Annotated in this window: 23 protein-coding genes and 1 pseudogene; 21 read left to right on the top strand and 3 right to left on the bottom strand. The window is 70.5% G+C overall.

What is annotated here, in order from left to right; genetic code table 11:
* Nucleotides 1-37 precede the first annotated feature (37 nt).
* The 18 genes from ACWD1U_RS19225 to ACWD1U_RS19140 all read left to right on the top strand — a co-directional run bounded on the left by ACWD1U_RS19225 (nucleotide 38) and on the right by ACWD1U_RS19140 (nucleotide 17771).
* Nucleotides 38-1297, top strand: a complete 1260-nt coding sequence (locus ACWD1U_RS19225) for an MFS transporter (RefSeq protein ID WP_451108913.1) — start codon at nucleotides 38-40, stop codon at nucleotides 1295-1297.
* A gap of 9 nt (nucleotides 1298-1306) precedes the next feature.
* Nucleotides 1307-2668 (top strand): Pup--protein ligase, encoded by a 1362-nt coding sequence (pafA, locus tag ACWD1U_RS19220; protein ID WP_451108911.1) that lies wholly within the window; start codon nucleotides 1307-1309, stop codon nucleotides 2666-2668.
* 154 nt (nucleotides 2669-2822) lie between these two features.
* Nucleotides 2823-2966: a hypothetical protein gene (locus tag ACWD1U_RS19215; RefSeq protein ID WP_451108910.1), complete on the top strand. Its 144-nt coding sequence runs from the start codon at nucleotides 2823-2825 to the stop codon at nucleotides 2964-2966.
* A 149-nt stretch (nucleotides 2967-3115) separates the two neighbouring features.
* Nucleotides 3116-4096, top strand: a complete 981-nt coding sequence (locus ACWD1U_RS19210) for an FKBP-type peptidyl-prolyl cis-trans isomerase (RefSeq protein WP_451108908.1) — start codon at nucleotides 3116-3118, stop codon at nucleotides 4094-4096.
* 55 nt (nucleotides 4097-4151) lie between these two features.
* On the top strand, nucleotides 4152-4523 hold the full coding sequence (locus ACWD1U_RS19205; RefSeq protein ID WP_019754140.1) for an FKBP-type peptidyl-prolyl cis-trans isomerase: 372 nt from the start codon (nucleotides 4152-4154) through the stop codon (nucleotides 4521-4523).
* Between the two features lie 126 nt (nucleotides 4524-4649).
* On the top strand, nucleotides 4650-5627 hold the full coding sequence (locus ACWD1U_RS19200) for a helix-turn-helix transcriptional regulator (RefSeq protein WP_451108905.1): 978 nt from the start codon (nucleotides 4650-4652) through the stop codon (nucleotides 5625-5627).
* A 19-nt stretch (nucleotides 5628-5646) separates the two neighbouring features.
* Nucleotides 5647-6726 (top strand): helix-turn-helix transcriptional regulator, encoded by a 1080-nt coding sequence (locus ACWD1U_RS19195; RefSeq protein WP_451108903.1) that lies wholly within the window; start codon nucleotides 5647-5649, stop codon nucleotides 6724-6726.
* Nucleotides 6727-6825: 99 nt separating this feature from the next.
* Nucleotides 6826-7119, top strand: a complete 294-nt coding sequence (locus ACWD1U_RS19190) for a hypothetical protein (RefSeq protein WP_451108902.1) — start codon at nucleotides 6826-6828, stop codon at nucleotides 7117-7119.
* A gap of 45 nt (nucleotides 7120-7164) precedes the next feature.
* Nucleotides 7165-7359, top strand: coding sequence for a hypothetical protein (locus tag ACWD1U_RS19185; RefSeq protein ID WP_451108900.1), 195 nt, complete (start codon nucleotides 7165-7167; stop codon nucleotides 7357-7359).
* A gap of 259 nt (nucleotides 7360-7618) precedes the next feature.
* Complete coding sequence (gene tatA / locus ACWD1U_RS19180) at nucleotides 7619-7903, top strand: Sec-independent protein translocase subunit TatA (protein WP_274815152.1); 285 nt, start codon at nucleotides 7619-7621, stop codon at nucleotides 7901-7903.
* Between the two features lie 47 nt (nucleotides 7904-7950).
* Nucleotides 7951-8910 (top strand): twin-arginine translocase subunit TatC, encoded by a 960-nt coding sequence (gene tatC / locus ACWD1U_RS19175; protein ID WP_451108899.1) that lies wholly within the window; start codon nucleotides 7951-7953, stop codon nucleotides 8908-8910.
* 31 nt (nucleotides 8911-8941) lie between these two features.
* Nucleotides 8942-9832, top strand: coding sequence for a diacylglycerol kinase (locus ACWD1U_RS19170; protein WP_451108897.1), 891 nt, complete (start codon nucleotides 8942-8944; stop codon nucleotides 9830-9832).
* A gap of 49 nt (nucleotides 9833-9881) precedes the next feature.
* Complete coding sequence (locus tag ACWD1U_RS19165; RefSeq protein ID WP_451108895.1) at nucleotides 9882-12728, top strand: DEAD/DEAH box helicase; 2847 nt, start codon at nucleotides 9882-9884, stop codon at nucleotides 12726-12728.
* 396 nt (nucleotides 12729-13124) lie between these two features.
* Nucleotides 13125-14765, top strand: coding sequence for a sensor histidine kinase (locus tag ACWD1U_RS19160; protein ID WP_451108894.1), 1641 nt, complete (start codon nucleotides 13125-13127; stop codon nucleotides 14763-14765).
* Nucleotides 14762-15169 carry a roadblock/LC7 domain-containing protein gene (locus ACWD1U_RS19155; protein ID WP_451108892.1) on the top strand — a complete coding sequence of 136 codons (408 nt, stop codon included), beginning with the start codon at nucleotides 14762-14764 and terminating at the stop codon, nucleotides 15167-15169. The genes ACWD1U_RS19160 and ACWD1U_RS19155 overlap by 4 nt, the downstream gene beginning before the upstream one ends.
* Nucleotides 15166-15564, top strand: coding sequence for a DUF742 domain-containing protein (locus ACWD1U_RS19150; RefSeq protein WP_451108890.1), 399 nt, complete (start codon nucleotides 15166-15168; stop codon nucleotides 15562-15564). Before ACWD1U_RS19155 ends, ACWD1U_RS19150 begins: the two co-directional genes overlap by 4 nt.
* The gene (locus ACWD1U_RS19145) at nucleotides 15545-16165 is read left to right on the top strand and encodes a GTP-binding protein (RefSeq protein ID WP_451108888.1); all 621 of its coding nucleotides are present in this window, start codon (nucleotides 15545-15547) and stop codon (nucleotides 16163-16165) included. The genes ACWD1U_RS19150 and ACWD1U_RS19145 overlap by 20 nt, the downstream gene beginning before the upstream one ends.
* Before the next feature lie 61 nt (nucleotides 16166-16226).
* Nucleotides 16227-17771: a cytochrome P450 gene (locus tag ACWD1U_RS19140; protein WP_451108887.1), complete on the top strand. Its 1545-nt coding sequence runs from the start codon at nucleotides 16227-16229 to the stop codon at nucleotides 17769-17771.
* Here the strand turns inward: ACWD1U_RS19140 and ACWD1U_RS19135 are convergent.
* Entirely contained in the window at nucleotides 17765-18751 is a 987-nt protein-coding gene (locus ACWD1U_RS19135; RefSeq protein WP_451108885.1) for an RluA family pseudouridine synthase, read from the bottom strand. The genes ACWD1U_RS19140 and ACWD1U_RS19135 overlap by 7 nt on opposite strands.
* Nucleotides 18752-18832: 81 nt before the next feature.
* Between ACWD1U_RS19135 and ACWD1U_RS19130 the strand changes: the two are divergent.
* Nucleotides 18833-19248, top strand: a pseudogene (locus ACWD1U_RS19130) (GNAT family N-acetyltransferase).
* Between the two features lie 116 nt (nucleotides 19249-19364).
* Here the strand turns inward: ACWD1U_RS19130 and ACWD1U_RS19125 are convergent.
* Together ACWD1U_RS19125 and ACWD1U_RS19120 are read right to left on the bottom strand one after the other, a co-directional pair.
* Nucleotides 19365-20207, bottom strand: a complete 843-nt coding sequence (locus tag ACWD1U_RS19125; RefSeq protein ID WP_451108883.1) for a siderophore-interacting protein — start codon at nucleotides 20205-20207, stop codon at nucleotides 19365-19367.
* 154 nt (nucleotides 20208-20361) lie between these two features.
* The gene (locus ACWD1U_RS19120) at nucleotides 20362-21267 is read right to left on the bottom strand and encodes a 5'-3' exonuclease (RefSeq protein ID WP_451108987.1); all 906 of its coding nucleotides are present in this window, start codon (nucleotides 21265-21267) and stop codon (nucleotides 20362-20364) included.
* A 221-nt stretch (nucleotides 21268-21488) separates the two neighbouring features.
* On the opposite strand from ACWD1U_RS19120, the gene ACWD1U_RS19115 reads away from it, so the two are divergent.
* Entirely contained in the window at nucleotides 21489-22580 is a 1092-nt protein-coding gene (locus ACWD1U_RS19115; RefSeq protein WP_451108881.1) for a quaternary amine ABC transporter ATP-binding protein, read from the top strand.
* Nucleotides 22573-25191, top strand: coding sequence for an ABC transporter permease/substrate binding protein (locus tag ACWD1U_RS19110; RefSeq protein ID WP_451108879.1), 2619 nt, complete (start codon nucleotides 22573-22575; stop codon nucleotides 25189-25191). The genes ACWD1U_RS19115 and ACWD1U_RS19110 overlap by 8 nt, the downstream gene beginning before the upstream one ends.
* Nucleotides 25192-25384 lie beyond the last annotated feature (193 nt).

Raw genomic sequence — 25384 nt, 5'->3', positions numbered from 1 at the left:
TGGGAGTCCACGTTATACGTAAAACTCAGGGCGGGACATGGCCACGGGATACCTGGAGATCCTTCGGGCGCGACACGCCGCCCGGTTGCTCGTCGGCACGCTGGTGGGGCGGCTGCCCAACACGACGGCCGCCATCGCGATCGTGCTGTTCGTCCGGGCGGAGGGCGGCACCTACAGCCTGGCCGGGGCGCTGGCGGCCGTGTACGGCGTCGCCAACGCGGTCGGGCAGCCGGCGCTTGGCCGGCTCGTGGACCTGCGCGGGCAGCCGCGTGTGCAACTGCCCGCGGCGGTCCTGTCCGCGCTGGCCATGGCCGGCTTCGCGTTCTCCGGCATCGGGTCGCTGCCCCTCGCCTGTGCCGCCGTGGCGGCCGCCGGACTCTTCACACCGCCCCTGGAGGGCGGGCTGCGGGCACTGTGGTCCTCCGTGCTGCGGCGGGAGGACCAGGTGCACACGGCGTACGCGATGGACGCCGTGGCGCAGGAGGTGATGTTCACCGTCGGGCCGCTGCTGGTGACGTTGTGCGTGTCCCTGTGGTCGGCCCAGGTGGCGCTGCTCGTGCTGAACGTCGTCGGGGTGCTGGGGGCTCTGTCCGTCGTCGTGTCGCCGCCCTCGCGTGCGTGGCGGTCGGCGCCGCGCGAGGCGCACTGGCTGGGCGCGCTGCGCTCGGCGGGGCTGCTGGCGCTGCTGGCGGCGTTCCTGTTCATCGGGATGGCCCTCGGATCCATCACGGTCGCTTCCGTGCCCTACGCGGACGACCACGGCGGCGATGCCGTGTACGGCTGGCTGATGGCGGCCCTGGGCTTCGGGGCGCTGGTCGGCGGAACCGTCTACGGGGCGAGGCGGTGGGCCGGTGATCCAGCGCGGCGACTGCGGGTGCTGGTGGCACTTCTGGTGGTGTGTTACCTGCCGCTGATGCTCATGCCGGACGCGCTGCCCATGGTGGCGCTGACCGCGCTCGCCGGGGTCTTCCTCGCACCCGCCATCGCCTGCGCGTTCGTCCTGGTCGACCGGCACGCCCCGCGCGGCACGGTGACCGAGGCGTTCTCCTGGCTGGTGACCACGTTCACCGTCGGCCACGCGGTCGGAACGGGTGTCGCCGGGCCCGTCGTGGAGACGGGCGGGGCACTGTGGGGCTTCGCCGTGCCGGCTGTCGCAGGTGGCGTGTCCTTGCTGGTTTTGACCGCCACAGGACGGGTAATCGCAGCTCCCGGTCAGGGAGCGGCTGTTGCGGCGCGTTCGGAAAATGATCCAAACCGTGCCGTCGAACCCCGTTTCAGTTCAGGGGATCGGGCGTAATGTTCCCTCATGGACCGCCGCATTTTCGGGCTGGAGAACGAGTACGGCGTCACGTGCACGTTCAGGGGACAGCGCCGCCTGTCTCCTGACGAGGTGGCGCGGTACCTCTTCCGCCGTGTCGTGTCATGGGGCCGCAGCAGCAATGTCTTTCTGCGAAACGGCGCCCGCCTCTATCTCGACGTGGGATCGCATCCGGAATACGCGACACCGGAATGTGACAACGTGATCGAACTGGTCACCCACGACAAAGCAGGCGAGCGCATTCTCGAAGGACTCCTGGTGGACGCCGAACGACGCCTGCACGAGGAGGGAATCGCGGGCGACGTCTACCTCTTCAAGAACAACACCGACTCGGCGGGAAACTCCTACGGATGCCACGAGAACTATCTCGTGGCGCGGCACGGGGAGTTCTCACGGCTCGCGGACATTCTGATTCCGTTCCTGGTCACGCGGCAGTTGCTGTGCGGCGCCGGCAAGGTGCTGCAGACGCCGCGCGGCGCTGTGTACTGCGTCAGCCAGCGGGCCGAGCACATCTGGGAGGGTGTCTCCTCGGCGACCACCCGCTCCCGGCCGATCATCAACACGCGTGACGAACCGCATGCGGACGCCGAGCGCTACCGCCGCCTGCACGTCATCGTGGGCGACTCGAACATGTCCGAGACCACCAACCTGCTCAAGGTCGGTGCCACCGACCTGGTGCTGCGCATGATCGAGGCGGGCACCGTGATGCGCGACCTCACCCTGGAGAACCCCATCAGGGCGATCCGCGAGGTCAGCCATGACATCACCGGCCGCCGCAAGGTCCGCCTGGCGAGCGGGCGCGAGGCCTCCGCCCTGGAGGTGCAGCGCGAGTACTACGAGAAGGCCCTGGACTTCTGCGAGCGCCGCGGCATCCGCACCGGCACGGTCGACCAGGTCCTGGAGCTGTGGGGCCGCACGCTGGACGCGATCGAGTCCGAGGACCTCGACCGCATCGGCACCGAGATCGACTGGGTCATGAAGTACAAGCTCATCGAGCGGTACCGGGCCAAGCACAACATGACCATGTCGCATCCGCGGGTCGCGCAGATAGACCTCGCCTACCACGACATCCACCGCCGTCGCGGCCTGTACTACCTGCTCGAGAAGAAGGGTCAGGCAGCCCGCATCTGCAACGACCTGAAGATCTTCGAGGGCAAGTCCGTTCCGCCGCAGACCACTCGGGCCCGGCTGCGCGGCGACTTCATCCGGCGGGCCCAGGAGCAGCGCCGTGACTTCACGGTGGACTGGGTTCACCTCAAGCTCAACGACCAGGCCCAGCGCACCGTGTTGTGCAAGGACCCGTTCCGTTCGGTGGACGATCGGGTGGAGAAGCTGATCGCCGGAATGTGAGCCGTGCCGGCCGTGCTCTCGGCGGCCCGTCCGAGAAGCGATGCCCGGAGGTGTCCGTACCTCCGGGCATCGGGCTTTTCTGCGTGTCCGCCCTGCAAGATCTCACTTGTGGGCCTGCCGGAGCGGCTGAGCGGAATCGTCGGTTCCCCCCACTGTGTTCGTCTACCGGGAGACCGGCGGCACCGTCGTCGACGCCACCTGCGCGGACGGCGCGCACGACGGTGGCCCGGCCGGCCGCGTGCACCGGTGCACGTTCCTCGCCAAGCCCCGCTCGCCGAACGGCACCACGGCTTGCTGACCCTCTGTTCACCAGCGGCACACGCGGTGACGTCGCCCGGGCCCCTCAAGCGGACCGGGCGACGTCGTGTCGTGCGGTGAACCGTGCTCGGAGCGCGTACGCCGTAGAGTGGCGGCCATTGGCCCCCACCCCCGATCCCAGTTGGACTGATGAACTACAACACGAAACGACGCGTGGCCGCGCTGCTGGCCGTTCCCGCCCTGTTGTTCACCGCCGCGTGCGGATCGGACGACGGGAACAACGGCGACACGGCGGGAGGGGTCGCCGAGGTCAAGGGGAAGGTCGGGGCGAAGCCCGAGATCTCCGTGCCCAAGGACGGCAAGCCGTCCGAGAAGACCGTGGTCAAGACGGTCTCGGCGGGCAGCGGAACCCCGATCAAGGGCTCGGACTTCGTCCGCCTGGACTGGACGGTCGAGAAGTGGGGCGGTGGACAGGAGCTCGGCGGTACCTGGGCCGCGGGATCGACGGGTGACAAGGCCCCCCGTCGGCAGTCCATCGAGCAGATCGGCAAGCCGAGCCAGCAGCTCCCCGAGAAGGTCCTCGACGCGGTGAAGGGCAAGAAGCCCGGCAGCCGGATCCTGGTGCAGGGCACCGCGGGTGATCTGATCGGCCAGAGCCTGAACACGTCTTCCGGGATCGCCGCCAAGGACGTGCTGATCTGGGTGGTCGACCCGGTCGGTGCCGCGAGCGTCGACGCCAAGGCCGAGGTCAAGGGCGAGCAGGTGCCCTCCGAGGCGGGCATGCCCGAGGTGGAGTCCGCGTCGCAGAAGGCCGCGACCATCACCGTCCCCAAGGGTGTCAAGGCTCCCAAGGACCTCAAGCAGCAGGTACTGATCAAGGGCGACGGCAAGAAGGTCGAGGCCGGCCAGGGGCTCATCGCCCAGTACACCGGGGTCAAGTGGGAGGACGGCAAGAAGTTCGACTCCTCCTGGGACCACGGTGGTGCCACCGCCTTCCAGATCGGCAACGGCTCCGTGGTGGCAGGCTGGGACAAGGGCCTGGTCGGCAAGCACGTGGGCGACCGGGTGCTGCTGGTGATCCCGCCCTCGCTCGGCTACGGCGCGAGCCCGAACAGCGAGCTGGCCAAGAACACACTGGTCTTCACGGTGGACATCCTCGGCGCGGTCTGACCCGGCCGTCTGTGAGACTGTTCCCGACGCAGGTCACGCAACAAGGAGAGATGAAGTGAGCATCGACAAGCCCGAGATCGACTTCCCGGGCGGCGAGCCCCCGGCGGACCTCGAGATCAAGGACATCTGGGAAGGCGACGGCCCCGTCGCGCAGGCGGGCCAGACCGTCACCGTGCACTACGTCGGTGTCGCCTTCAGCACCGGCGAGGAGTTCGACGCCAGCTGGAACCGCGGCACGCCCTTCCGCTTCCCGCTGGGCGGCGGCCGGGTCATCAAGGGCTGGGACCAGGGCGTGCAGGGCATGAAGGTCGGCGGCCGCCGTCAGCTGACCATCCCCGCCCACCTCGCCTACGGCAACCAGAGCCCGACCCCGGCGATCAAGCCCGGCGAGACGCTGATCTTCGTGGTCGACCTGCTCGGGGTCTGAGCAAGGTCCGACAGACTCGATCACCTGGGGCCCATGCCTGTTCGGCATGGGCCTCGGCTTTTCCCGTACCACCCTGTGGCGGTACGGTCATCGCTCGTAAGCACCATAGGGAGGCGAAGCGCGTCGATGGCCATTGCCAAGGCCGAGCGGCTGATGAACCTGGCGCTGTGTCTGCTCGGGACCCGGCGGCCGCTCAGCAAGCGCGAGCTGCGCGACTCCATCGAGGCCTACGTCGAGGCCTTCGGGCCGGGCAACGGCACGACCGGCTCCGACGACTCCTTCAACCGCATGTTCGAGCGGGACAAGGACGACCTGCGCGAACTCGGCCTGGTCATCGAGACCGTCGAGAACCTCGACGGCGAGATCGGCTACATGGCCCGCCGCGACAGCAACCGCCTCCCGCCGATCACCCTGGACGCCGAGGAGGCCGCCGCGCTGGGGCTCGCCGCCAAGGTGTGGCAGCAGGCCCGGCTCGCCGGGGCGGCCAGCGGCGCCCTGCAGAAGCTGCGCGCGGCGGGGCTCCCCGAGGACGTCGACCCGTACGGGTCACACGGCGCGCTGGAGCCGCGGATCCCCGTGCACGAGGCGGCGTTCGAGCCGCTGATGCTGGCCTGCCGGGACCGCCGGCCCGTCGTCTTCGACTACCGCAAGGCCACCGCCGCCCGCCCCGAGCAGCGGCATGTGGAGCCGTGGGCGCTGGAGTGCTGGCGGGGCCACTGGTACCTGGCGGGCTGGGACCGCGACCGGGGCGCGGAGCGGGTCTTCCGGCTGTCCCGCATCACCGGCAAGGTCCGCTCGCGCGGCGGCCAGTACACCGCTGACGTGCCGGACGTCGTCACCGTCCGGGAGACCGTCGCGAGCTGGGCCGGAGAGATCACCGACCGCTCGGCGCGCATCCGGCTGCGCTCGGACGCGGGGTACCCCCTGCGGGCGAAGGCCACCTCGGTCCGGGAACTCGGCGACGGCTGGGACGAGTTGGAGATTCCGTACGGCCACGGGCTGGACGCCTGGCTGGTGGAGTTCGGGCCGGACGTGGTCGTCCTGGAGCCCGCGGAGCTGCGGGCCGACGTGGTGGACCGGCTCCGTGCCGTGGCCAAGGGCTGAGGGGGAGCGGAGCAATACAGTGGCAGGCAAACCGGTCAGGCCCGTGAACGCCATCGACCAGACCCGGCGGATGCTCTCCCTGGTGACGTATCTGAGGGAGCGTCCCGGGGCGCGGGTCGAGGACGTGGCACGCGCCTTCGGCATCACCGAGGACGAGCTGGTCTCCGACCTCGACGTGCTGCCCATGTGCGGCACCAGTTTCCGCGGCGGCGACCTTCTCGACATCGACACCGACGGCGAGCGCATCTGGTGGCACAACCCGGCCGCCCTCGCGGCGGAGGCGGCGGAGCCGCTCAGGCTCGCCGCCGACGAGGCCACCGCGCTGCTCGTCGCCGCCCGGGCCGTGGCCACGCTGCCCGGACTGCGCGAGAGCGACCGGCAGGCGCTGCTGCGCGCCACGGCCAAGGTGGAGACCGCAGCCGGCGAGGCCGCGGGCGCCAGTTCACGCCTGTCGGTGACCTTCGAGTCCGAGGGCGGCGTCTTCGCCGACGTCGATCGGGCGATCGCCGAGCGCCGGCGCCTGTGGATCCGCTACTACTCTCCCGCGCGCGACGAGGTCACCGAGCGGGAGATCGACCCCATCCGCCTGGTCAGCGTCGGGCACACCTACGTCGAGGCCTGGTGCCGCCGCTCGGAGGCTCGCCGCACGTTCCGGCTCGACCGGGTCGCCGAGATCAGGATCCTGGACGAGCCGTCGGCGCCGCCCGAGATCGAGCTGCGGGACCTGTCGGAGGCGCTGGTGCAGCCCGCGGCCGAGGACCCGGAGGTCGTGATCGAGGTCGGGCCCGGCGGCCGCTGGGTCGCCGAGTACTACCCGCACGACAGTGCGGAAGAGCTGGCGGACGGCGGGCTGCGTATCACTCTGCGGACCCCCGACCCGGCGTCGCTCAGGCGCCTGGCGCTGCGGCTCGGCCGGGACGGCCGGATCGTCTCCCCGCCCGAGCTCGCCGACAGCGCCCGGCAGGCGGCCCGCGAGGCGCTCGCGGCGTACGACGGGATCGAAGGAGTGGAGGGGGCCGACGTGGCGGAGGCCGCCGACGTACGGGGGCCGCGCGTGGTGCACGCGGTCGCGGACGGGCCGGACGACAGAGGCGAGTGAGCCGGGGGTGCCACAGGCGGCGGCCGAGCTCGGCCGTTCCCGCGCCGGCGGGCGCGGCGCCCCGGAGGCGAACGACCCGAGAAATGAGGAGCGAGGGCTGTGAGCGAGTCGGTGACGCCCGGTGCGGTGGGCATGACGGTGGAGTCCGCGTTCGCCGGGATGAGAGGCGTGGCCCCGGTGGTGTTCAGGGCGGGCTGCCCGGACTGCCGGGAGCGCTTCGAGCTCACCGCGGGCGCCCTGCGCCTGGCCATCGGCGCCAGCAGCCGCACCACGTTCTACTCCTTCACCTGCCCGGAGTGCGGCGCGTCCGTCCGCAAGCCCGCGGGGGAGCGGATCGTGGAGCTGCTCACCGGCGGCGGTGTGCGGACCCTGAGGCTGCACTCCACCGTCTAGTGGGTCGGGGTTTTCCGTCCGTCGGGACGGTCTAGGCTCGACGTCATGTTCTGGCCGATGTTCGCGGTTGCTGTGGGGTTCGTGGGTCTCGCCGTGCTGGCGGTGCTCGCCGTACGGGTCTTCGTGGAGGCACAGCGGCTGGGCAGGCAGGTCACGGACTCGGCGCGCCGTATCAACCGGGCCGCCGAGGACCTGGAGCGGGCGGCGGAGAGCGCGGCCCGGTCCGCCGACACCCTGTGAGCCGTCCGGCAGGCGGCTGTGAGTCGCGCTTCGGGACCCTTCGCCCTGTCACCTGGAGGGTTCGGACAGGTAGTCTGCTGGTCGCGGCCCGGTTAACGAGGCACTGGCCGCGGACGGGAGTACGCACAAGGGATGCAGAGGGATTGCCTCACGTTTACCCCTGAGCGTTACGATCGCTGTCGACACGACCGTTCGGACATGTGTCCGACCAGTCGGACAGCACCCCACCACAGCCGCCTCGGTGAGAAGGTAAAGACTTATGTTCGGAAGGCTCGGAGCCCCCGAGATCATTCTCATCCTCGTCGTCATCATCCTGCTGTTCGGCGCGAAGAAGCTTCCGGACATGGCTCGGTCGCTCGGTAAGTCGGCCCGCATCCTCAAGAGCGAGGCCAAGGCGATGAAGGACGAGAACAAGTCGTCCACGACCCCGGCCGGCCCGCCCGACAACGACGAGCAGCCCTCGCAGCGCACCATCCAGGCAGCGCCCGGTGACGTGACCAGCTCGCGCCCGGTCAACGAGCCGACGGACACGACCAAGCGCTGAAGCAGGGCCGGTGACCTCCGGCCCGCCGCACGAGATGGGAACGTGGGTTGCTGAAGTCTGCCCGCAAGCAGGAGAGGGATCCCGAGGGGCGGATGCCCCTCGCGGAGCACCTTCGCGAGCTCCGCAACCGGCTCGTGAAGAGCCTGCTGGCGATCGTTGTCACGACGGTCGTCGCCGCCTTCTTCTACAAGGACATCATCCAGTTCTTCACGAATCCCATCCTTGACGCGGTGGGATGCCAGTACAGCTTCGCCGAACTGGCGAAGGGCACCGAGGAAACGCAGTGTGCGCGGATCGTCCAGAACGGTCTGCTGAGCCCGTTCACCCTCGCGCTCACGGTCTCGCTGTCCTCGGGTGTGGCCCTCGCGGCTCCGATATGGCTGTATCAGCTGTGGGCCTTCGTGGCGCCAGGCCTGCACCGACACGAGAAGAAGTACTCCATGGCCTTCGTGGCGGCGGGATTCCCGCTGTTCCTCACGGGGGCGTACTTCGCCTACTGGTCGCTGCCCAAGATGGCGTCCGTGATGCTCGAGTTCTCGATCATCGGCAGCGACAACCAGCTTCCCCTTGATGATCTCCTGCAGCTGGTCATGCGGATGATCATCGTCTTCGGGCTCTCCTTCGAGCTGCCGTTGCTGCTGGTCATGCTGAACTTCGGCGGCGTCCTCTCCGGTAAGAGGATGGCCGGCTGGTGGCGGGGCATGATCATGGGCATCACTTTGTTCGCCGCGATCGCCACTCCCAGCACCGACCCGATCTCCATGCTTGCGCTGGCGGGTCCCATCTGGGTCATGTACTTCGGCGCTTGCGCCATCGCCCTCGCCAACGACAGACGACGTGCCCGTCGCGAGGCGGCGGGACCGGCCGACGACGAGGCCTCGGAGCTGGACCTCACGCCTGACGACATCGGTGAGATCGAGCCCGTGACCACCAGCCGGGCCGCCCTGCCCGAGCAGGCGAGCTCCGACCGCTCGGACCGGGTCAACGGTTATGACGACGTGACCTGAAGATCAGCGGGCAGCTCGTAGGGTCGGTCCCGTGACCAGCGAGATCACCCTCTTCGTCAACCCCGCCGCGGGCCGCGGCCGGGGCGCCCGCGCGGCGCAGCCGGCCGCTTCCGCTTTGCGGGCGGCCGGCTTCTCGGTGCGGACGGTGCTCGGGGTGGACGCCGAGGACGCCCTCGTCCGCGGACGTGCGGCCGTCGAGGACGGCACCGGTGCGCTGATAGCCGTCGGCGGTGACGGCATGGCCGGCCTCGCGCTGGGGGCCGTCGCGGGCACGGGCACGCCGCTGGGCCTGGTCGCCGTCGGCACAGGCAACGACTTCGCCCGCGCCCTCGGCCTGCCCGTGCGGCAGCCGGCCGCCGCGGGCCGCATGATCGCTGACGCCCTCAAGTGCGGTCGGCTCCGTGACATCGACCTCGGGCAGGTGGGCGACCGCTGGTTCGGCACGGTCCTCGCCTCCGGCTTCGACTCCCGCGTCAACGACCGGGGCAACCGCATGCGGTGGCCCGCCGGCCGCCTCAAGTACGACCTGGCGATGATCGCGGAACTCGCGGAATTTCGGCCCGTCCCGTACCGGATCCGGCTCGACGACGGCGAGGTCCGTGAGGTCGAGGCGAGCCTCGTGGCCGTCGGCAACGGCTCCTCGTACGGCGGCGGCATGCGGATCTGCCCCGGCGCCGACCTGACCGACGGGCTGTTCGACATCACCGTGGTCGGTTACTGCAGCCGTACGACCCTGCTGCGGGTGTTCCCGAGGGTGTACCGGGGGACGCACGTCGAGCACCCGAAGGTGACCGTGCTGCGGGCGGCCCGGGTCGAGATCGCCGCCGAGGGCATCACGGGGTACGCCGACGGGGAGCCGCTCGGCCCGCTGCCGCTGAGCGCGCGCTGCGTACGCGGGGGCGTGCGGGTCGTCGGCCCCTGAGGTCCCTGAGCTGCGCCGATCCCCGGTTTCACAGGAACGGATCCGGATAATGATCGTCCTGTTGTCAGTGTGGCCCGGTACGCTCGAAAGCACGATGACAGAGGACCTCTCACCGGCCGAGCGGTACGCGGCAGCCCGCAAGCGTGCTGCCGAGCAGGCCACCGCGCTCGCCTCCTTCCGCGAGATGTACGACTTCGGCCTCGACCCCTTCCAGATCGAGGCCTGCCAGGCGCTCGAGGCGGGGAAGGGCGTCCTGGTCGCCGCGCCCACCGGCTCCGGCAAGACGATCGTCGGCGAGTTCGCCGTCCACCTCGCCCTCCGGCAGGGCAAGAAGTGCTTCTACACGACACCCATCAAGGCGCTGTCGAACCAGAAGTACGCCGACCTGTGCCGCCGCTACGGCACGGACAAGGTGGGCCTGCTCACCGGCGACAACAGCGTCAACTCCGACGCCCCGGTGGTCGTGATGACCACCGAGGTGCTGCGGAACATGCTGTACGCCGGTTCGCAGACGCTGCTGGGCCTCGGATACGTGGTCATGGACGAGGTCCACTACCTCTCCGACCGGTTCCGGGGAGCCGTGTGGGAAGAAGTGATCATCCACCTCCCCGAGTCGGTCACGCTCGTCTCGCTCTCGGCGACCGTGTCGAACGCCGAGGAGTTCGGCGACTGGCTCGACACGGTCCGCGGCCACACCGAGGTGATCGTCTCCGAGCACCGGCCCGTGCCCCTGTTCCAGCACGTGCTGGCCGGGCGGCGGATCTACGACCTGTTCGAGGAGGGCGAGGGCCACAAGAAGGCCGTCAACCCCGACCTCACGCGCATGGCGCGCATGGAGGCGAGCCGGCCGTCGTACCAGGACCGCCGACGCGGCCGACTGCGCGAGGCCGACCGCGAGCGCGAGCGCAGGCAGCGGTCCCGGGTGTGGACTCCGAGCCGGCCGGAGGTCATCGAGCGGCTCGACGCCGAGGGGCTGCTGCCCGCCATCACCTTCATCTTCAGCCGCGCCGCCTGCGAGGCCGCCGTCCAGCAGTGTCTCTACGCGGGGCTCAGGCTCAACGACGACGAGGCACGCCACAGGGTCCGCTCGCTCGTCGAGGAGCGCACGGCGTCCATCCCGCGCGAGGACCTGCACGTCCTCGGCTACTACGAGTGGCTGGAGGGCCTGGAGCGCGGTATCGCCGCTCACCACGCGGGCATGCTGCCGACCTTCAAGGAGGTCGTCGAGGAGCTGTTCGTACGCGGCCTGGTCAAGGCCGTGTTCGCGACCGAGACCCTCGCCCTCGGGATCAACATGCCCGCCCGCTCGGTGGTGCTGGAGAAGCTCGTCAAGTGGAACGGCGAGCAGCACGCGGACATCACCCCGGGCGAGTTCACCCAGCTGACGGGCCGGGCCGGGCGGCGGGGCATCGACGTCGAGGGTCACGCCGTGGTGCTCTGGCAGCGTGGCATGAACCCCGAGCACCTGGCAGGTCTCGCGGGCACGCGCACGTACCCGCTGCGGTCCAGCTTCAAGCCGTCGTACAACATGGCGGTCAACCTGGTCGAGCAGTTCGGCCGGCACCGCTCGCGCGAGCTGCTGGAGACGTCGTTCGCGCAGTTCCAGGCGGACAAGTCGGTCGTCGGCATCTCGAGGCAGGTGCAGCGCAACGAGGAGGGTCTTGAGGGCTACCGGGCCTCCATGACCTGCCACCTCGGCGACTTCGAGGAGTACGCACGGCTGCGCCGTGAACTGAAGGACCGGGAGAACGAGCTGGCGCGCCAGGGCGCGGCACAGCGGCGCGCCGAGGCCGCCGTCGCGCTGGAGAAGCTGAAGCCCGGTGACGTCATCCACGTACCCACCGGCAAGTACGCGGGCCTGGCACTGGTGCTGGACCCGGGCCTGCCCGCGGGCCGTTCGAACGGACACCGCGGATTCGAGCACCACGACGGGCCGCGCCCGCTGGTGCTGACCGCCGAGCGGCAGGTGAAGCGGCTGGCGTCCATCGACTTCCCGGTGCCGGTCGAGCCGCTGGAGCGGATGCGGATCCCGAAGTCCTTCAACCCGCGTTCCCCGCAGTCCCGTCGGGACCTCGCGTCCGCCCTGCGCACCAAGGCCGGGCACATCCCCGCGGACCGGCACCGCAAGCGGCGCTCCCAGGCGGCCGACGACCGCGAGATCGCCCGGCTGCGGACCGAGTTGCGCGCGCACCCCTGCCACGGGTGCAGCGACCGCGAGGACCACGCCCGTTGGGCCGAGCGGTACCACCGGTTGCTGCGGGACACCTCGCAGTTGGAGCGGCGGATCGAGGGCCGTACGAACACCATCGCCCGGACGTTCGACCGTATCGTCGCGCTGCTGACCGAGTTGGACTACCTGCGCGGCGACGAGGTCACCGAGCACGGCAAGCGGCTCGCGCGGCTGTACGGCGAGCTGGACCTGCTCGCCAGCGAGTGCCTGCGCGAGGGCGTCTGGGAGGGGCTCGGCCCGGCCGAACTGGCCGGGTGTGTCTCGGCGTTGGTGTACGAGGCGCGCGTCGGGGACGACGCGATGGCGCCGAAGCTGCCGACGGGGAAGGCGAAGGCCGCGCTGGGTGAGACGGTGCGGATCTGGGGGCGGCTGGACGCGCTGGAGGAGGAGTTCCGGATCAGCCAGACCGAGGGGGTCGGGCAGCGTGAGCCGGACCTCGGGTTCGCCTGGCCCGCGTACATGTGGGCCTCGGGCAAGGGGCTCGACGAGGTGCTGCGTGAGGCGGAGATGCCGGCGGGGGACTTCGTGCGGTGGTGCAAGCAGGTCATCGATGTGCTGGGGCAGATCGCGGCGGCGGCGCCGGAGGGTTCGACCGTGGTGAAGAACGCGCGCAAGGCGGTCGATCTGCTGCTGCGGGGTGTTGTCGCCTACTCGTCGGTGGGGTGAGCCCGCTGCGCGGGCGCCGGTTGTGTGTGGTTGCTCGCGCCCGCGCGGCGGGACCGCACATCGACACGGCCCGCGCCTCTGAGGGAGCGGCGTTCCTCTGAACCCACTCACCCGTCACGGTGAGTGGGTTTCGTACGCCTGTTCGCAACTACGTACAGTATTCGAACAGTTTCGCATCGTGTAAATGGATGAGCCTACTATCCCCTCGCGACGGTTTTGAGCGGTTGCTGAATATGACACGGCGATGATCCGGTCGGACTAAGCTCGCCCGCAGCGCACCGGCTTGAGATGAATTCGGGCGCTTGTTCCCCAATGTGCGGAAGATCCGGACAGCTTCATGACATACCCCCCTGCATGTCCCCATGAACCTCAGTCGACTCCTGTCAGAAGGCCCACATGGTGAGTGTTCAATCTCCTCCCGGTCGCCGTGAACTGCCCTATGCGCGCGTCCTGTTGATGCCGGCCATAGTGATGGCCGCCGCGACCGGGGCCGCCGTCGCCCTGGTGGCGGCGCCGGCCCGGCTCGCCGTCGGCTGGTGTGGTGGCCTCGCGACCGCGCTGGTGATCGCGACGGCGGCCGAGGCGGTGCGCCGCGGCCGGGCCCTGCGGAACCAACGTGCCGAGCACGCCCGTCACACGGCGTACCTGGAACAGCGGATCGCCGCCCACGAGAACGAACTGGCCCGCTTCTCGCGGGAGATCGTCCCCGCGGCGCTCGACCTGCTGCACACCGGAGAATCCCCCAGGGAGGTGATTCGCAAGCTCGGCCTCGCCAACCCCGCGTACCGCGACCTCCCCGCGCCGCAGACCGAGACGCTGCTGACGATCCTCAGGATCGTCGACCGCGAAGTGACCATGCGTGACGCCGCCGCCCGCTCCTTCGTCAGTGTCGCCCGCCGCGTCCAGGCGATCATCCACCAGCAGGCCGAGGAACTGAGGGAGATGGAGGAGGACCACGGCCGCAACCCCGAGGTCTTCGACGACCTCCTGCGCATCGACCACGGCAACGCCCTGATCGGCCGCCTCGCCGACTCCGTCTCCGTCCTCGGCGGCGGCCGCCCCGGACGGCAGTGGCCCGAGCCGGTGTCCCTGTACAGCACGTTGCGCGGCGCCATGTCCCGCATCCTGGAGTACCGGCGCATCCAGCTGTCCTCCATCGCCAAGATCAGCGTCAAGGGCATCTACGTCGAGCCGGTCATCCACGCCGCCGCCGAACTCCTCGACAACGCCACGCGCTACTCGCCGCCGCAGACGAAGGTGCACGTCACCGCCACCGAGGTGCAGACCGGGGTCTGCATCGAGATCGAGGACGGCGGCGTCAACCTCAACGAGGAGGCGCGGGCCCGGATCGAGGGCATGCTGGAGGCAGCCAAGGCGGGCCTCGACCTGCAGGACATCGGTGAGCACCCGCGCCTGGGCCTCGCCGTCGTGGGCCGCCTGTGCACGGCGTACAACATGCAGGTCTCGCTGCGCGCCTCCGCGTACGGCGGCGTCCGCGCCATCCTCATCGTGCCGAGCGAGATGATCACCCACGAGCCCGGTGTCGGACTCGCCCACGGCATCGGCGCCACCGGCATCCCCATGACGGTCGGCATCCCCGAGGGGCCGAAGCGCACGCCCAAGAAGCGCCGCCCCACCAGCCCGAAGATCCCCGCCACGGTCTCCCTGGAGGACGACGACGTCCCCGAGGTCACCGAGTGGACGCCGAACGGCCTGCCGCAGCGCCGCAGCCGGGTGAAGATGCCGCTCGCCGAGCGACTCGCCCAGCAGGCCGCCAACGAGAAGGCCGACCGGGAGGCCGCCGAACGGGGCGAGTACAACCCGTGGGCGACAGCGGAGCCCGAGCCCAAGCCCCTGCGCGACATGAACGCCCCCGACGCCCCCGGCAAGGGCCTCGAGGCCTTCTGGGAGGGGCTCAAGCAGGGCATCGAGCCCGGCACCCACCCGACCGACTTCATCCGGAACCCGACCAAGTACCTGCACCTGCTCAACGACCCGGCTCCCACCCAGGCCGACGACGAGGGGGACCTCAAGTGATCCAGCAGCGGCAAAACTTCGACTGGATGCTCAAGCAGCTCGCCGACGGCGTGCCGGGCATCGAGATGATCGTGGTGCTCTCGGCCGACGGTCTGCGCATCGCCCGCTACGGCGGCGAGCCCGACGCGGCCGACCGGGTCGCAGCGGCCTGCGCCGGCCTGCAGTCCCTCGCGGGCAGCGTCTGCCAGGAACTCACCGTCGGCGACGGCGAGATGAAGCTGGTCATGATCGAGATCGACCGCGGCTACTTCTACCTGATGAGCGCCGGAGCCAACGCCTTCCTCGCGGTGCTCTCCGACGTGCGGTGCGAACCGGGCCGGATGAGCGCGATGATGCGCGATCTGGTCGTCCGGATCGGCGGCCATCTCACCAGTCCGCCCCGGCGGAACGGGCAGATCGTATGACGCCTCCGCAACGCCAGAGGCGCGACCCCGCACCGGAACCGCCCACGCCCCATGAGGGCGAGGGCAAGGTCAGGAACCCGGAGCGCATGTACGTGGTGGCCGGCCCGGACGGTGAACGGGCCGAGCTCGACCTGGTGACGTTAATCGTGGCGCGTGCCACGGATCCGCCGCCTTCCGCCTCTCCCGAGCAGGCGGCGCTGCTCCGGCTCTGCGCCGCCCCCCTGTCCGTGGCCGAGCTGTCGGCCTACCTCAACCTGCCGTTCAGCGCGATGGGCGTACTGCTCACCGAGCTGCTGACGGCGGAACTGGTGCAGGCGCGCGCCCCGATCGTCCGCCAGGCACGCACCGACCGTTCCCTCCTCGAAGCGGTGATGAATGGACTTCAACGGCTCTGACACCATCCCGGGCCCCCGGGCCGAGGACCAGTTGCCCCACACGGCACAGGCCGCGGCCAAGATCGTGATCGTGGGTGGCTTCGGCGTCGGCAAGACGACCATGGTCGGTTCGGTCAGCGAGATCACACCGCTGACCACCGAGGAGACCATGACGCAGGCCGGCATCGGTGTCGACGACAACTTCGGCTCCGTGTCCAAGACGGCCACCACGGTGGCCATGGACTTCGGCCGGATCAGCATCACCGAGCAGCTCGTGCTGTACCTCTTCGGCACACCCGGCCAGCAGCGCTTCTGGTTCCTGTGGAACGGCCTGTTCGAGGGCGCCCTCGGCGCGGTGGTGCTGATCGACACTCGTCGGCTGGAGGTCAGCTTCGACGTGATGGGGCGCCTGGAGGAGCGCGGAGTGCCGTTCGTGGTCGCCGTCAACTCCTTCCCCGACGCCCCCCGTTACGCCATCGAGGAACTGCGCACGGCCCTCGACCTCACGCCGGACATCCCGATCATCGAGTGCGACGCGCGACGGCGGGCCTCCAGCCGTGACGTCCTGATGACCCTCATGCGCTTCCTGCACTCGCTCGCCATGACGGGTTCGCGCACCTGATCCGTGTCCGTCCCGCCCCACCCGTCCCCCATGACACCTGGAAAGCTTCGGAGCGACCACTGTGACGCCTGAATCCCACGCCCCGGCCGGTACGGACGAACCCCGGCTCGGCCCGCCCCCCGGTTGCCCCGCGCACGGCCTCGGGCCCGGGGGACTGCATCGGCTGCACGAGTCGGAGGACCTGGGAGCGCTGTACGAGCAACTGCGGGAGGAGCACGGCCCCGTGGCGCCCGTGCTGCTCCACGACGACGTGCCGATGTGGATCGTGCTCGGACACGCCGAGAACCTGCACATGGTGCGCTCGCCCTCGCAGTTCTGCCGGGACAGCCGTATCTGGACCCCGCTCAGGGAGGGCCTGGTCAAACCGGACCACCCGCTGATGCCGCACATCGCCTGGCAGCCCATCGCCTCGCATGCCGAGGGCGACGAGCACAAGCGGCTGCGCGGCGCGGTTCAGGGCGCCATCTCGACGATCGACTTCCGTAGCCTGCGCCGCTACATCAACCGCAGCACGCAGGCGATCGTCAACCGGTTCTGCGAGGTGGGCGAGGCCGACCTCGTCGGCCAGTTCACCGAGCACCTGCCGATGGCTGTGATGTGCGACATCCTCGGCATGCCCGAGGAGTACAACGACCGTATCGTCGAGGCCGCCCGCGACGCGCTCAAGGGCACCGAGACCGCGATCTCCAGCCACTCCTACGTCATGGACGCCCTCAGCCGGCTCACCATCCGGCGCCGCGCCCAGCCGGAGGAGGACCTCGCCAGCTACCTGATCACCCACCCGGCGCGGCTGACCGACGACGAGGTCAGGGAGCACCTTCGCCTGGTGCTCTTCGCGGCCTACGAGGCCACCACGAACCTGCTGTCGAACGTGCTGCTCACGGTGCTGATCGACCCGCGCTTCCGGGCGCAGCTCAACGGCGGCCAGATGACGGTGCCGGAGGCAGTGGAGCAGTCCCTGTGGAACGAGCCGCCGTTCAGCACGGTCTTCGCCTACTTCGCCAAGCAGGAGACCGAGCTGGGCGGGCAGCGCATCCGCCGGGGTGACGGACTCCTCTTCGCCCCGCTCCCGGCCAACGTCGACCCGCGGGTGCGGCCGGACCTGCAGGCCGGCATGCAGGGCAACCGCTCCCACCTCGCGTTCGGCGGCGGCCCGCACGAGTGCCCGGGTCAGGACATCGGCCGTTCCATCGCCGACGTCGGCGTCGACGCGCTGCTGATGCGGCTGCCGGACGTCGAACTCGACTGCGACGAGGAGGAGTTGCGCTGGACGGAATCCATCGCCTCCCGGCACCTGGTGGAACTGCCGGTGCAGTTCTCGCCCAAGCCGCCGCAGGACGTGTCGGAGCAGCCGAACCACAAGGCCGTCCCCGCGCAGCGCTCGGACTGGCAGATCGGCACTGTGCAGCCGCAGCCGCAGCCGCAGCCGCAGCCGGCATCGGCTACCGCGCAGCCTCAGCCGGCACCGGCCGCCGCGCAACCGCAGCCCCAGCCCGCTCCGGTGCAACCCCAGCCTGTCCCGGTGCCGCCGCAGCCGGCCGTGCGTGAACCGGTTCGGCGCGAGGGCGTCTGGCAGCGCTTCCTGAGCTGGTGGCGCGGCTACTGACCGTCCGACGGGCCGCCGTGCGTCCCGGCGGCCCACCGGCCGTACGACGCCCAGGCGGCGAGCGCGCGGCCGCAGCGGAACCGGTGCTCCTCACCGGTGACCGGGTCCGTGAACTCCAGGGCACGCGCCAGCAGTTGGAGCGGGCGGCGGAAATCGCCGGGCGGCGCGGGGCCGGTCACCTCGGGGTAGAGCGGATCGCCGAGGATCGGCACGCCCAGCGCGGTCATGTGCACGCGCAGCTGGTGGGTCTGCCCGGTGCCGGGGACCAGCCGGTACCGGGCGAGTGCGCCTGACCCGTCCGGGCGGTGCTCGACCAGCTCCACGCGGCTCACCGCGTTGGGCTCGCCCGGCACCTCGCGGGCGGTGAGCACCCCGCGCTCCTTCACGATCCGGCTGCGCACGGTCCGGGGCAGGGCGAGGGCGGGGTCGTACGGAGCGACGGCCTCGTACTCCTTGCGGACCAGCCGGTCGCGGAACAGCGTCTGGTACGCGCCGCGTTCCTCAGGGCGCACGGTGAACAGCACGAGTCCGGCGGTGAGCCGGTCCAAGCGGTGCGCGGCGCTGAGCGTCGGGATGTCCAGCTCCCGGCGCAGCCGGGCCAGCGCGGTCTCGGCGACATGGCTGCCGCGGGGGGTGGTGGCCAGGAAATGGGGCTTGTCGGCGACGACGATGTGCTCGTCCCGGTGCACGACCTCCAGCGGGAACGGCACCGGCACCTCTTCGGGCAGCTCCCGGTGGAACCACACGAACATCCCGGGCACGTAGGGCGCGTCCGCCGCCACGGGCTGTCCGTCCGCGCCGACGATCCGCCCCGCGTCGAGCATGCCGTCGACGACACCGTCTCCGGCCCCGGTGAGCCGCTCGACCAGGTGCTCACGCACGGTGGCCCACGTCCCCGCGGCGGGCAGCCGCAGCCGCACCGGGTCCACGCCGTGGCGCTGGGGGAGGGGAGGGGGCGGGGTACGGGGCTTGCGTCTCATCGCGGCCCAGCGTACGAGGCCGGGGCACGGCGGTGGAAAACCGCTGGGACCGGCCACCGGGTCCTTGCCAGGATGCGGGGTATGCCGTTCCTCATCAGCCCGGTCCTGACAGCCGGGGCCCTCGCCGGCCGCCCGCAGCCCACCCTCCCGGCCGACGGCGGACTCCTCCTGCGCCCCTGGGGCGCCGGGGACGCGCCCGCCGGGTGGCGCTGCGCGAGATACGGCTCGACGACGGGACGGCTGAGGTGGCGTACTGGACCGTCCCGGAGGCACGGGGCCGGGGCGTCGCGGCCCGCGCCACGACCGCCCTAGCCCGCTGGGCCCTGGACGAGGTCGGCCTCCATCGGCTGGAGCTGCTGCACGCCGTACGCAACGAGGCGTCCTGCCGGGTCGCCACGAGGACCGGCTTCGCCCTGGAGGGCACCAAGCGCAGCGCGATTCTGCAGCCGGACGGCTGGCACGACACGCATCTGCATGCGCGGGTGCGGGGGGACTGAGGAGTCTGCGCGGGGTGCGCGGGCTGGGCGCGTTGTGAGCCGCCCCGGTCGGCGCCTCGCGGCGAGGTGCCCGGACGGGCGCCCTCCCCGGTCGAGCGTCTCGCGGGGCGGCGTGCCTAGGCCGCCGATGCGCTCTCCTGCTCCGCCTCGATGCGGGCGTTCCACTCCCTCTTGGACGCCTGCCAGCCGTCCTCGTTGTGGCCGCTGCGCCAGTAGCCGGAGATCGAGAGGGCCTCGCGCGGGATGCCGCGCTCGACGCGGAGCAGCCGGCGGAGTTCTTTCACGAAGTGCGCCTCGCCGTGGACGAAGGCGTGGACGCGGCCCTCGGGGAACTCCAGGTTCCGCACGGCCTCGACCAGCGCCCGGCCGCGGGGCCGGGCGCCGCGGTGCAGCCAGACGACCTCCACGTCCGAGTCGATCTTCTGCTCCTCCTCGGGGCCGGAGATCTCCACGAAGGCGTACGCCCGGGCTCCGCGCGGCAGGGACTCCAGCGCGCAGCCGATCGCGGGCAGCGCACTCTCATCACCGACGAGCAGATGCCAGTCGGCGCCCGGGTCGGGCGCGTACGCCCCACCGGGTCCCATGAACCGCACCGTCTCGCCCGGCTGGACGCGCACCGCCCACGGGCCGGCCAGGCCCTCGTCGCCGTGGATGACGAAGTCCAGTGTCAGCTCACGGTGTTCGGGGTCCCAATGGCGCACCGTGTACGTCCGGGTCACCGGCCACTGTTCGCGGGGCAGCTCGTCGCGGACGCGCTGCAGGTCGAAGGGTTCCGGATAGGTCACGGCCTGCGGCGCGAACAGCAGCTTCACATAGTGGTCGGTGCACGTGTCCGCCGCGAAGTCGGCGAGGCCCTCGCCGCCGAGCACCACGCGCTGCATGTTCGGGGTCAGCCGCTCGGTGCGGACGACCTGCGCGGAGTGGAGCTTGCGCGGCTGGCGTCCCGGTCGCTCTGCCATGAGGACCTCCCTGTCTCGCATAGTTAGGGTAACCTAAGTTAGCACCTCGGCCCCACTTCACACCTCTCGGACGTGAGGTTCCTGGCCGTCGGCCTCAGGGGCCCTTGCACTGTGCCCGCCCGGGTCGCGTGGTCTGGCAGACGGCCCGCCTCCGTCACGCCGCAAGCGTCGCCAGCAGCCGCTCCAGCGACCCGCCCAGACCCCACCGGGCGGCCAGCTCCGCAAGGGCCGCCGGGTCGCGCGGGGACCTCGGCAGCGCCGTGGAGACCTCGGGCAGCGGCACGTCGTCCGCGACCCGGACCACCTTCGGCGCGACCGCGAGGTACGGGCGCGCCTCGTCCAGCCGCCTGCGCTGCGTCGGCGTCAGCTTCGACCGCCGGTCCTCGACCGCCGCCATGATCCCGGCCAGGTCACCGAACTCGGCCAGCAGCTTGGCGGCCGTCTTCTCACCGATGCCCGGCACGCCCGGCAGGCCGTCGCTGGGGTCACCGCGCAGCAGGGCCAGATCCGCGTACCCGCCCCCGTCGACCCCATACTTCGCACGCAGCACCGCCTCATCGGTGTGCTGCAGCGTGCCCACGCCCTTCAGCGGGTACAGCACGCGCACCCCGCGCGCGTCGTCCACCAGCTGGTACAGGTCGCGGTCACCCGTGACGATGTCGACCGGGCCTTTCGCCCGAGCGGTGAACGTGCCGATCACGTCGTCCGCCTCGTACCCCGCGACGCCCACGCGAGCGATGCCCACCGCGTCCAGCACCGCCTCGATGACCGGCACCTGCGGCGACAGCGTGTCGGGCACCTCCTCCTCGTCCGGCCCGGCCGCGTGCTCCTCGGCGACGCGGTGCGCCTTGTAGGAGGGGATCAGCTCCACCCGCCAGTGCGGCCGCCAGTCGGCGTCCATGCAGGCCACGAGCTGGTCGGGCCGGTGGTCCTTGACCAGGCGGTCGATGAAGTCGAGCAGTCCGCGCACGGCGTTCACCGGCGTGCCGTCCGGGGCCCTGACCGAGTCCGGGACGCCGAAGTAGGCGCGGAAGTACAGGGAAGCGGTGTCGAGGAGCATCAGTCGTCCGGTCACGCCACGCATCATGCCGTACGCCACCGACAGCCACTCGGCGCTGCGCGACGCGTTGTGCTCCGCTCGTCCCGTGTGAAGCTCCCCACTCCTGCGTTTGGCTTCGAGCATCGGGGGGAGGCGCGGCCTCGGAGTGAGACTGGTTGCGCATTTCAACTGTTTGCGCCCTGTCCTCGCTCTGTTCTGTCGCCAAGGAAACAGAGGTGCACGTGTCCGCGACGCTTGAGGCAGAGAGCCTTTACAAAGTGTTCGGCAGGAGACCGGACCGGGCGGTCGAGCGGCTGCGTGGCGGAGCCGGCCGGGACGAGCTGCGCGCCGAGGGCGCGACCGCCGCCGTGATCGACGCGTCCTTCACCGTGGAACCCGGCCAGATCTTCGTCGTCATGGGCCTGTCCGGCTCGGGCAAGTCCACCTTGCTGCGCATGCTGAACGGCCTGCTCGAACCGACCGCCGGACACGTGCGCTTCGGCGGCCAGGACCTGACCGCGCTGAGCGACCGCGAGCTGCGTGAGGTCCGCTCCAGGAAGATCAGCATGGTGTTCCAGCACTTCGCGCTCTTCCCGCACCGCAGTGTGCGCGAGAACGCCGCCTACGGTCTGGAAGTGCAGGGCGTGCCCCGCGCCGAGCGCGCACGCCGCGCCGACGAGGCGCTCGCCCTGTGCGGCCTGGCCGGCTGGGAGAAGTCCTGGCCCGACGAGCTCTCCGGCGGCATGCAGCAGCGCGTCGGTCTCGCCCGCGCGCTGGCCACCGACGCCGACCTGCTGCTCATGGACGAGTCCTTCAGCGCCCTGGACCCGCTGATCCGCCGCGACATGCAGGACCAGCTCCTGGAACTCCAGCAGAAGCTCAAGAAGACGATCGTCTTCATCACCCACGACCTGAACGAGGCCATGCGCCTGGGCGACCGCATCGCCGTCATGCGCGACGGCCGCATCGTCCAGAACGGCACCGCGCAGGACATCCTGCTGCGCCCGGAGGACGACTACGTCGCCTCCTTCACTCAGGACGTCGACCGCTCCCGCGTCCTGACCGCGGGCGAGCTGATGGACAGCGCGGTCACCGGCGACGCCCCGGGCTGCCACTGCCGGACCGCCACGACCGACACCCCGTTCACCGAGCTGTGCGCGATCAGCGCCCGGCTCTCCCACCCCGTCTCAGTGGTGGACGAGAACGACAAGCTGGTCGGCGTGGTGCCCCTGCAGCGGCTGGTCGGCTTCCTCGGCGACGAGCGGGACGCCGCCCCGCAGTCCTGCGACTCCCCGCGCGACACGGGCGGAGAGAAGGTGATCGCCCGTGCCTAGGATTCAGCTCGGCAGCTGGGTGAACGACGCGGTCGACTGGCTCACCACCCACATGGGATGGCTGTTCGACTTCTGCAAGACCGTCTTCCTCGGCCTGTACGACGGCATCAACGCCGTCCTCCAAGCCCCCGAACCGCTGCTCCTCGCGGGCATCTTCGCCGTGATCGCCTTCTGGCTGCGCGGCACGCTCGCCGGTGTCCTCACCTTCGTGGGATTCGCGTTCATCGACTCCCTCGAACTGTGGGAGAACGCGATGATCACCCTGGCGCTCGTCCTCGTGGCGACCGTCATCGCCCTGGTGATCTCCCTGCCCGTGGGCATCTGGGCGGCCCGCTCCGACCGCGTCAGCGGACTGGTCCGGCCCGTCCTGGACTTCATGCAGACGCTGCCCGCGATGATCTACCTCATCCCGGCGATCCTGTTCTTCGGCACCGGCGCCCCGGCCGGCATCGTCGCCACCCTGATCTTCGCGCTCGCCCCGGGCGTGCGCATGACCGAGCTGGGCATCCGGCAGGTCGACAAGGAACTGGTCGAGGCGGCCGAGGCGTTCGGCACCACGCCCCGCAACACGCTGCTGCGCGTCCAGCTCCCGCTCGCGCTGCCCACCGTCATGGCGGGCGTCAACCAGGTCATCATGCTCGGCCTGTCCATGGCCGCGATCGCCGGCATGGTCGGCACCGGCGGCCTGGGCGGCGACGTCAACGAGGCCATCGGCCAGCTCGACGTGGGCCTCGGCTCCGAGGCCGGTGTCGCCATCGTGATCCTCGCGATCTACCTGGACCGCATGACCAGTGCCCTGGGCACCCAGGTCTCCCCGCTCGGCCGCCGCGCCGCCGCCAGACTGCGCGCAGCCCAGGGCCTGAAGATCTGGTCGTACCGGCCCCGCCCGGTCGTCGCCGTGGTCGGCGTCGTCGTCCTCGCCCTCGCCGCGGGCGGCATGGGCGTCCTCGGCGGCGGCAGCACCGGTGCCACGGCCGCGGCCGACAGCAAGGACGTCGGCCAGGGCAAGAAGATCAGCATCGGCTACATCCCCTGGGACGAGGGCGTCGCCTCCACCTTCCTGTGGAAGGAGGCCCTGGAGCAGCGCGGCTACGAGGTCGAGGCCGAGCAGTTCGACGCGGGCCCGCTCTACACCTCGCTCGCCCAGGGTGACGTCGACTTCCAGACGGACGCCTGGCTGCCCACCACCCACGCCCAGTACTGGAAGAAGTACGGCAAGCAGCTCGACGACCTCGGTGCCTGGTACGACAAGACGTCCCTGGAGCTGAGCGTGCCCGCCTACATGAAGGGCATCGACTCCCTGGCCGACCTCAAAGGCAAGGCCTCCGAGTTCGGCGGCAAGATCACCGGCATCGAGTCCAGCGCCGGCGAGATGGCCCTGCTGAAGAGCAAGGTCCTCAAGGAGTACGGCCTGGACACGGAGTACAAGGTCGTCGACAGCTCCACGCCCGCGATGCTCGCCGAGCTGAAGCGCGCGTACGCCCAGAAGAAGCCGATCGTCGTCACGCTCTGGTCGCCGCACTGGGCGTACAACGACTACGCGCTGAAGAAGCTCAAGGACCCGAAGGGCGCCTGGGGCGAGGGCGACGGTGTGCACACGCTGGCCCGCAAGGGCTTCGCGGACGACGACCCGACGGTCGCCGGCTGGCTGAAGAAGTTCACGATGAGCGAGAAGGAGCTCACCAGCCTCGAAGCCGAGATCAACAAGGCGGGCAAGGGCAACCAGCAGGCGGCCGTCCGCGCCTGGCTGAAGCAGCACCCCGGATACGTCGACAAGCTCGCCCCGGTCAAGGACACCGCCGGCGGCACCCCCGCCGAGGCCGAGCGGCCGCTGGACGTGGCGTGGTTCCCCTGGGACGAGGACATCGCCGTCACGTACCTGTGGAAGAACGTCCTGGAACGGCGCGGCTACCGGCTGAACCTCAAGCAGATGGACGTCGGCCCGGTGTACACCGGCCTCGCCTCGGGCGATCTCGACCTCAATTTCGACGCCTGGCTGCCCTACGCCCAGAAGAACTACTGGGACAGGAACAAGGACCGCCTCAAGGACCTCGGCACCTGGTACGAACCGACCTCACTGGAGATCGCCGTACCGTCCTACGTCAAGGGCGTCGACTCCCTGGAGGACCTCAAGGGCAAGTCCGGCACCTTCGGCGGGAAGATCATCGGCATCGAGCCCGGCACCGGCGAGATGAACCTGCTGAAGACCAAGGTCCTGCCCGGCTACGGCCTCGACAAGGAGTACGAGGTCGTCGACGGCTCCACGCCGGCCATGCTGGCCGAGCTGAAGCGGGCGTACGCCGAGAAGAAGCCGATCGCGGTCACGCTCTGGTCGCCGCACTGGGCGTACAGCGACTACAAGCTCACCAAGCTGAAGGACCCCGAGAAGGCGTTCGGCGAGGGCAACACGATCCGGACCATCTCCAGCGAGAAGTTCCCCGAGCGGTACCCGCGGCTCACCAAGTGGATCAAGAACTTCAAGATGACCGAGGACGAGCTCGGCAGCCTGGAGAGCGCGATCAAGGACCGGGGCCAGGGCCACGAGGAAGAGGCCGTCGCCGCCTGGCTGAAGCAGCACCCGGACATGGTGAACCGCATGACACCGCAGTAGGGTGCCGGGGTGGGACGCGCGACACGCCGCGTCCCGCCCCGCCCCGATCCCACGAGCGGGATCCGGACAACCACACAGCGCTATGCCACCCCCCGAACCCCTTCCCTTCCCTGTTCCTTCCCACAGGAGAACGCCCGCCCCCCCGCCCCGCACGGCGGATCCCCTGGCGCGAACTGTGAGGCGCGCACCGCCT

Source organism: Streptomyces sp. NPDC002788 (assembly GCF_053592115.1).
Note: the sequence above shows the minus strand (reverse complement) of the source record. Positions and strands in the feature narration are given on the sequence as shown.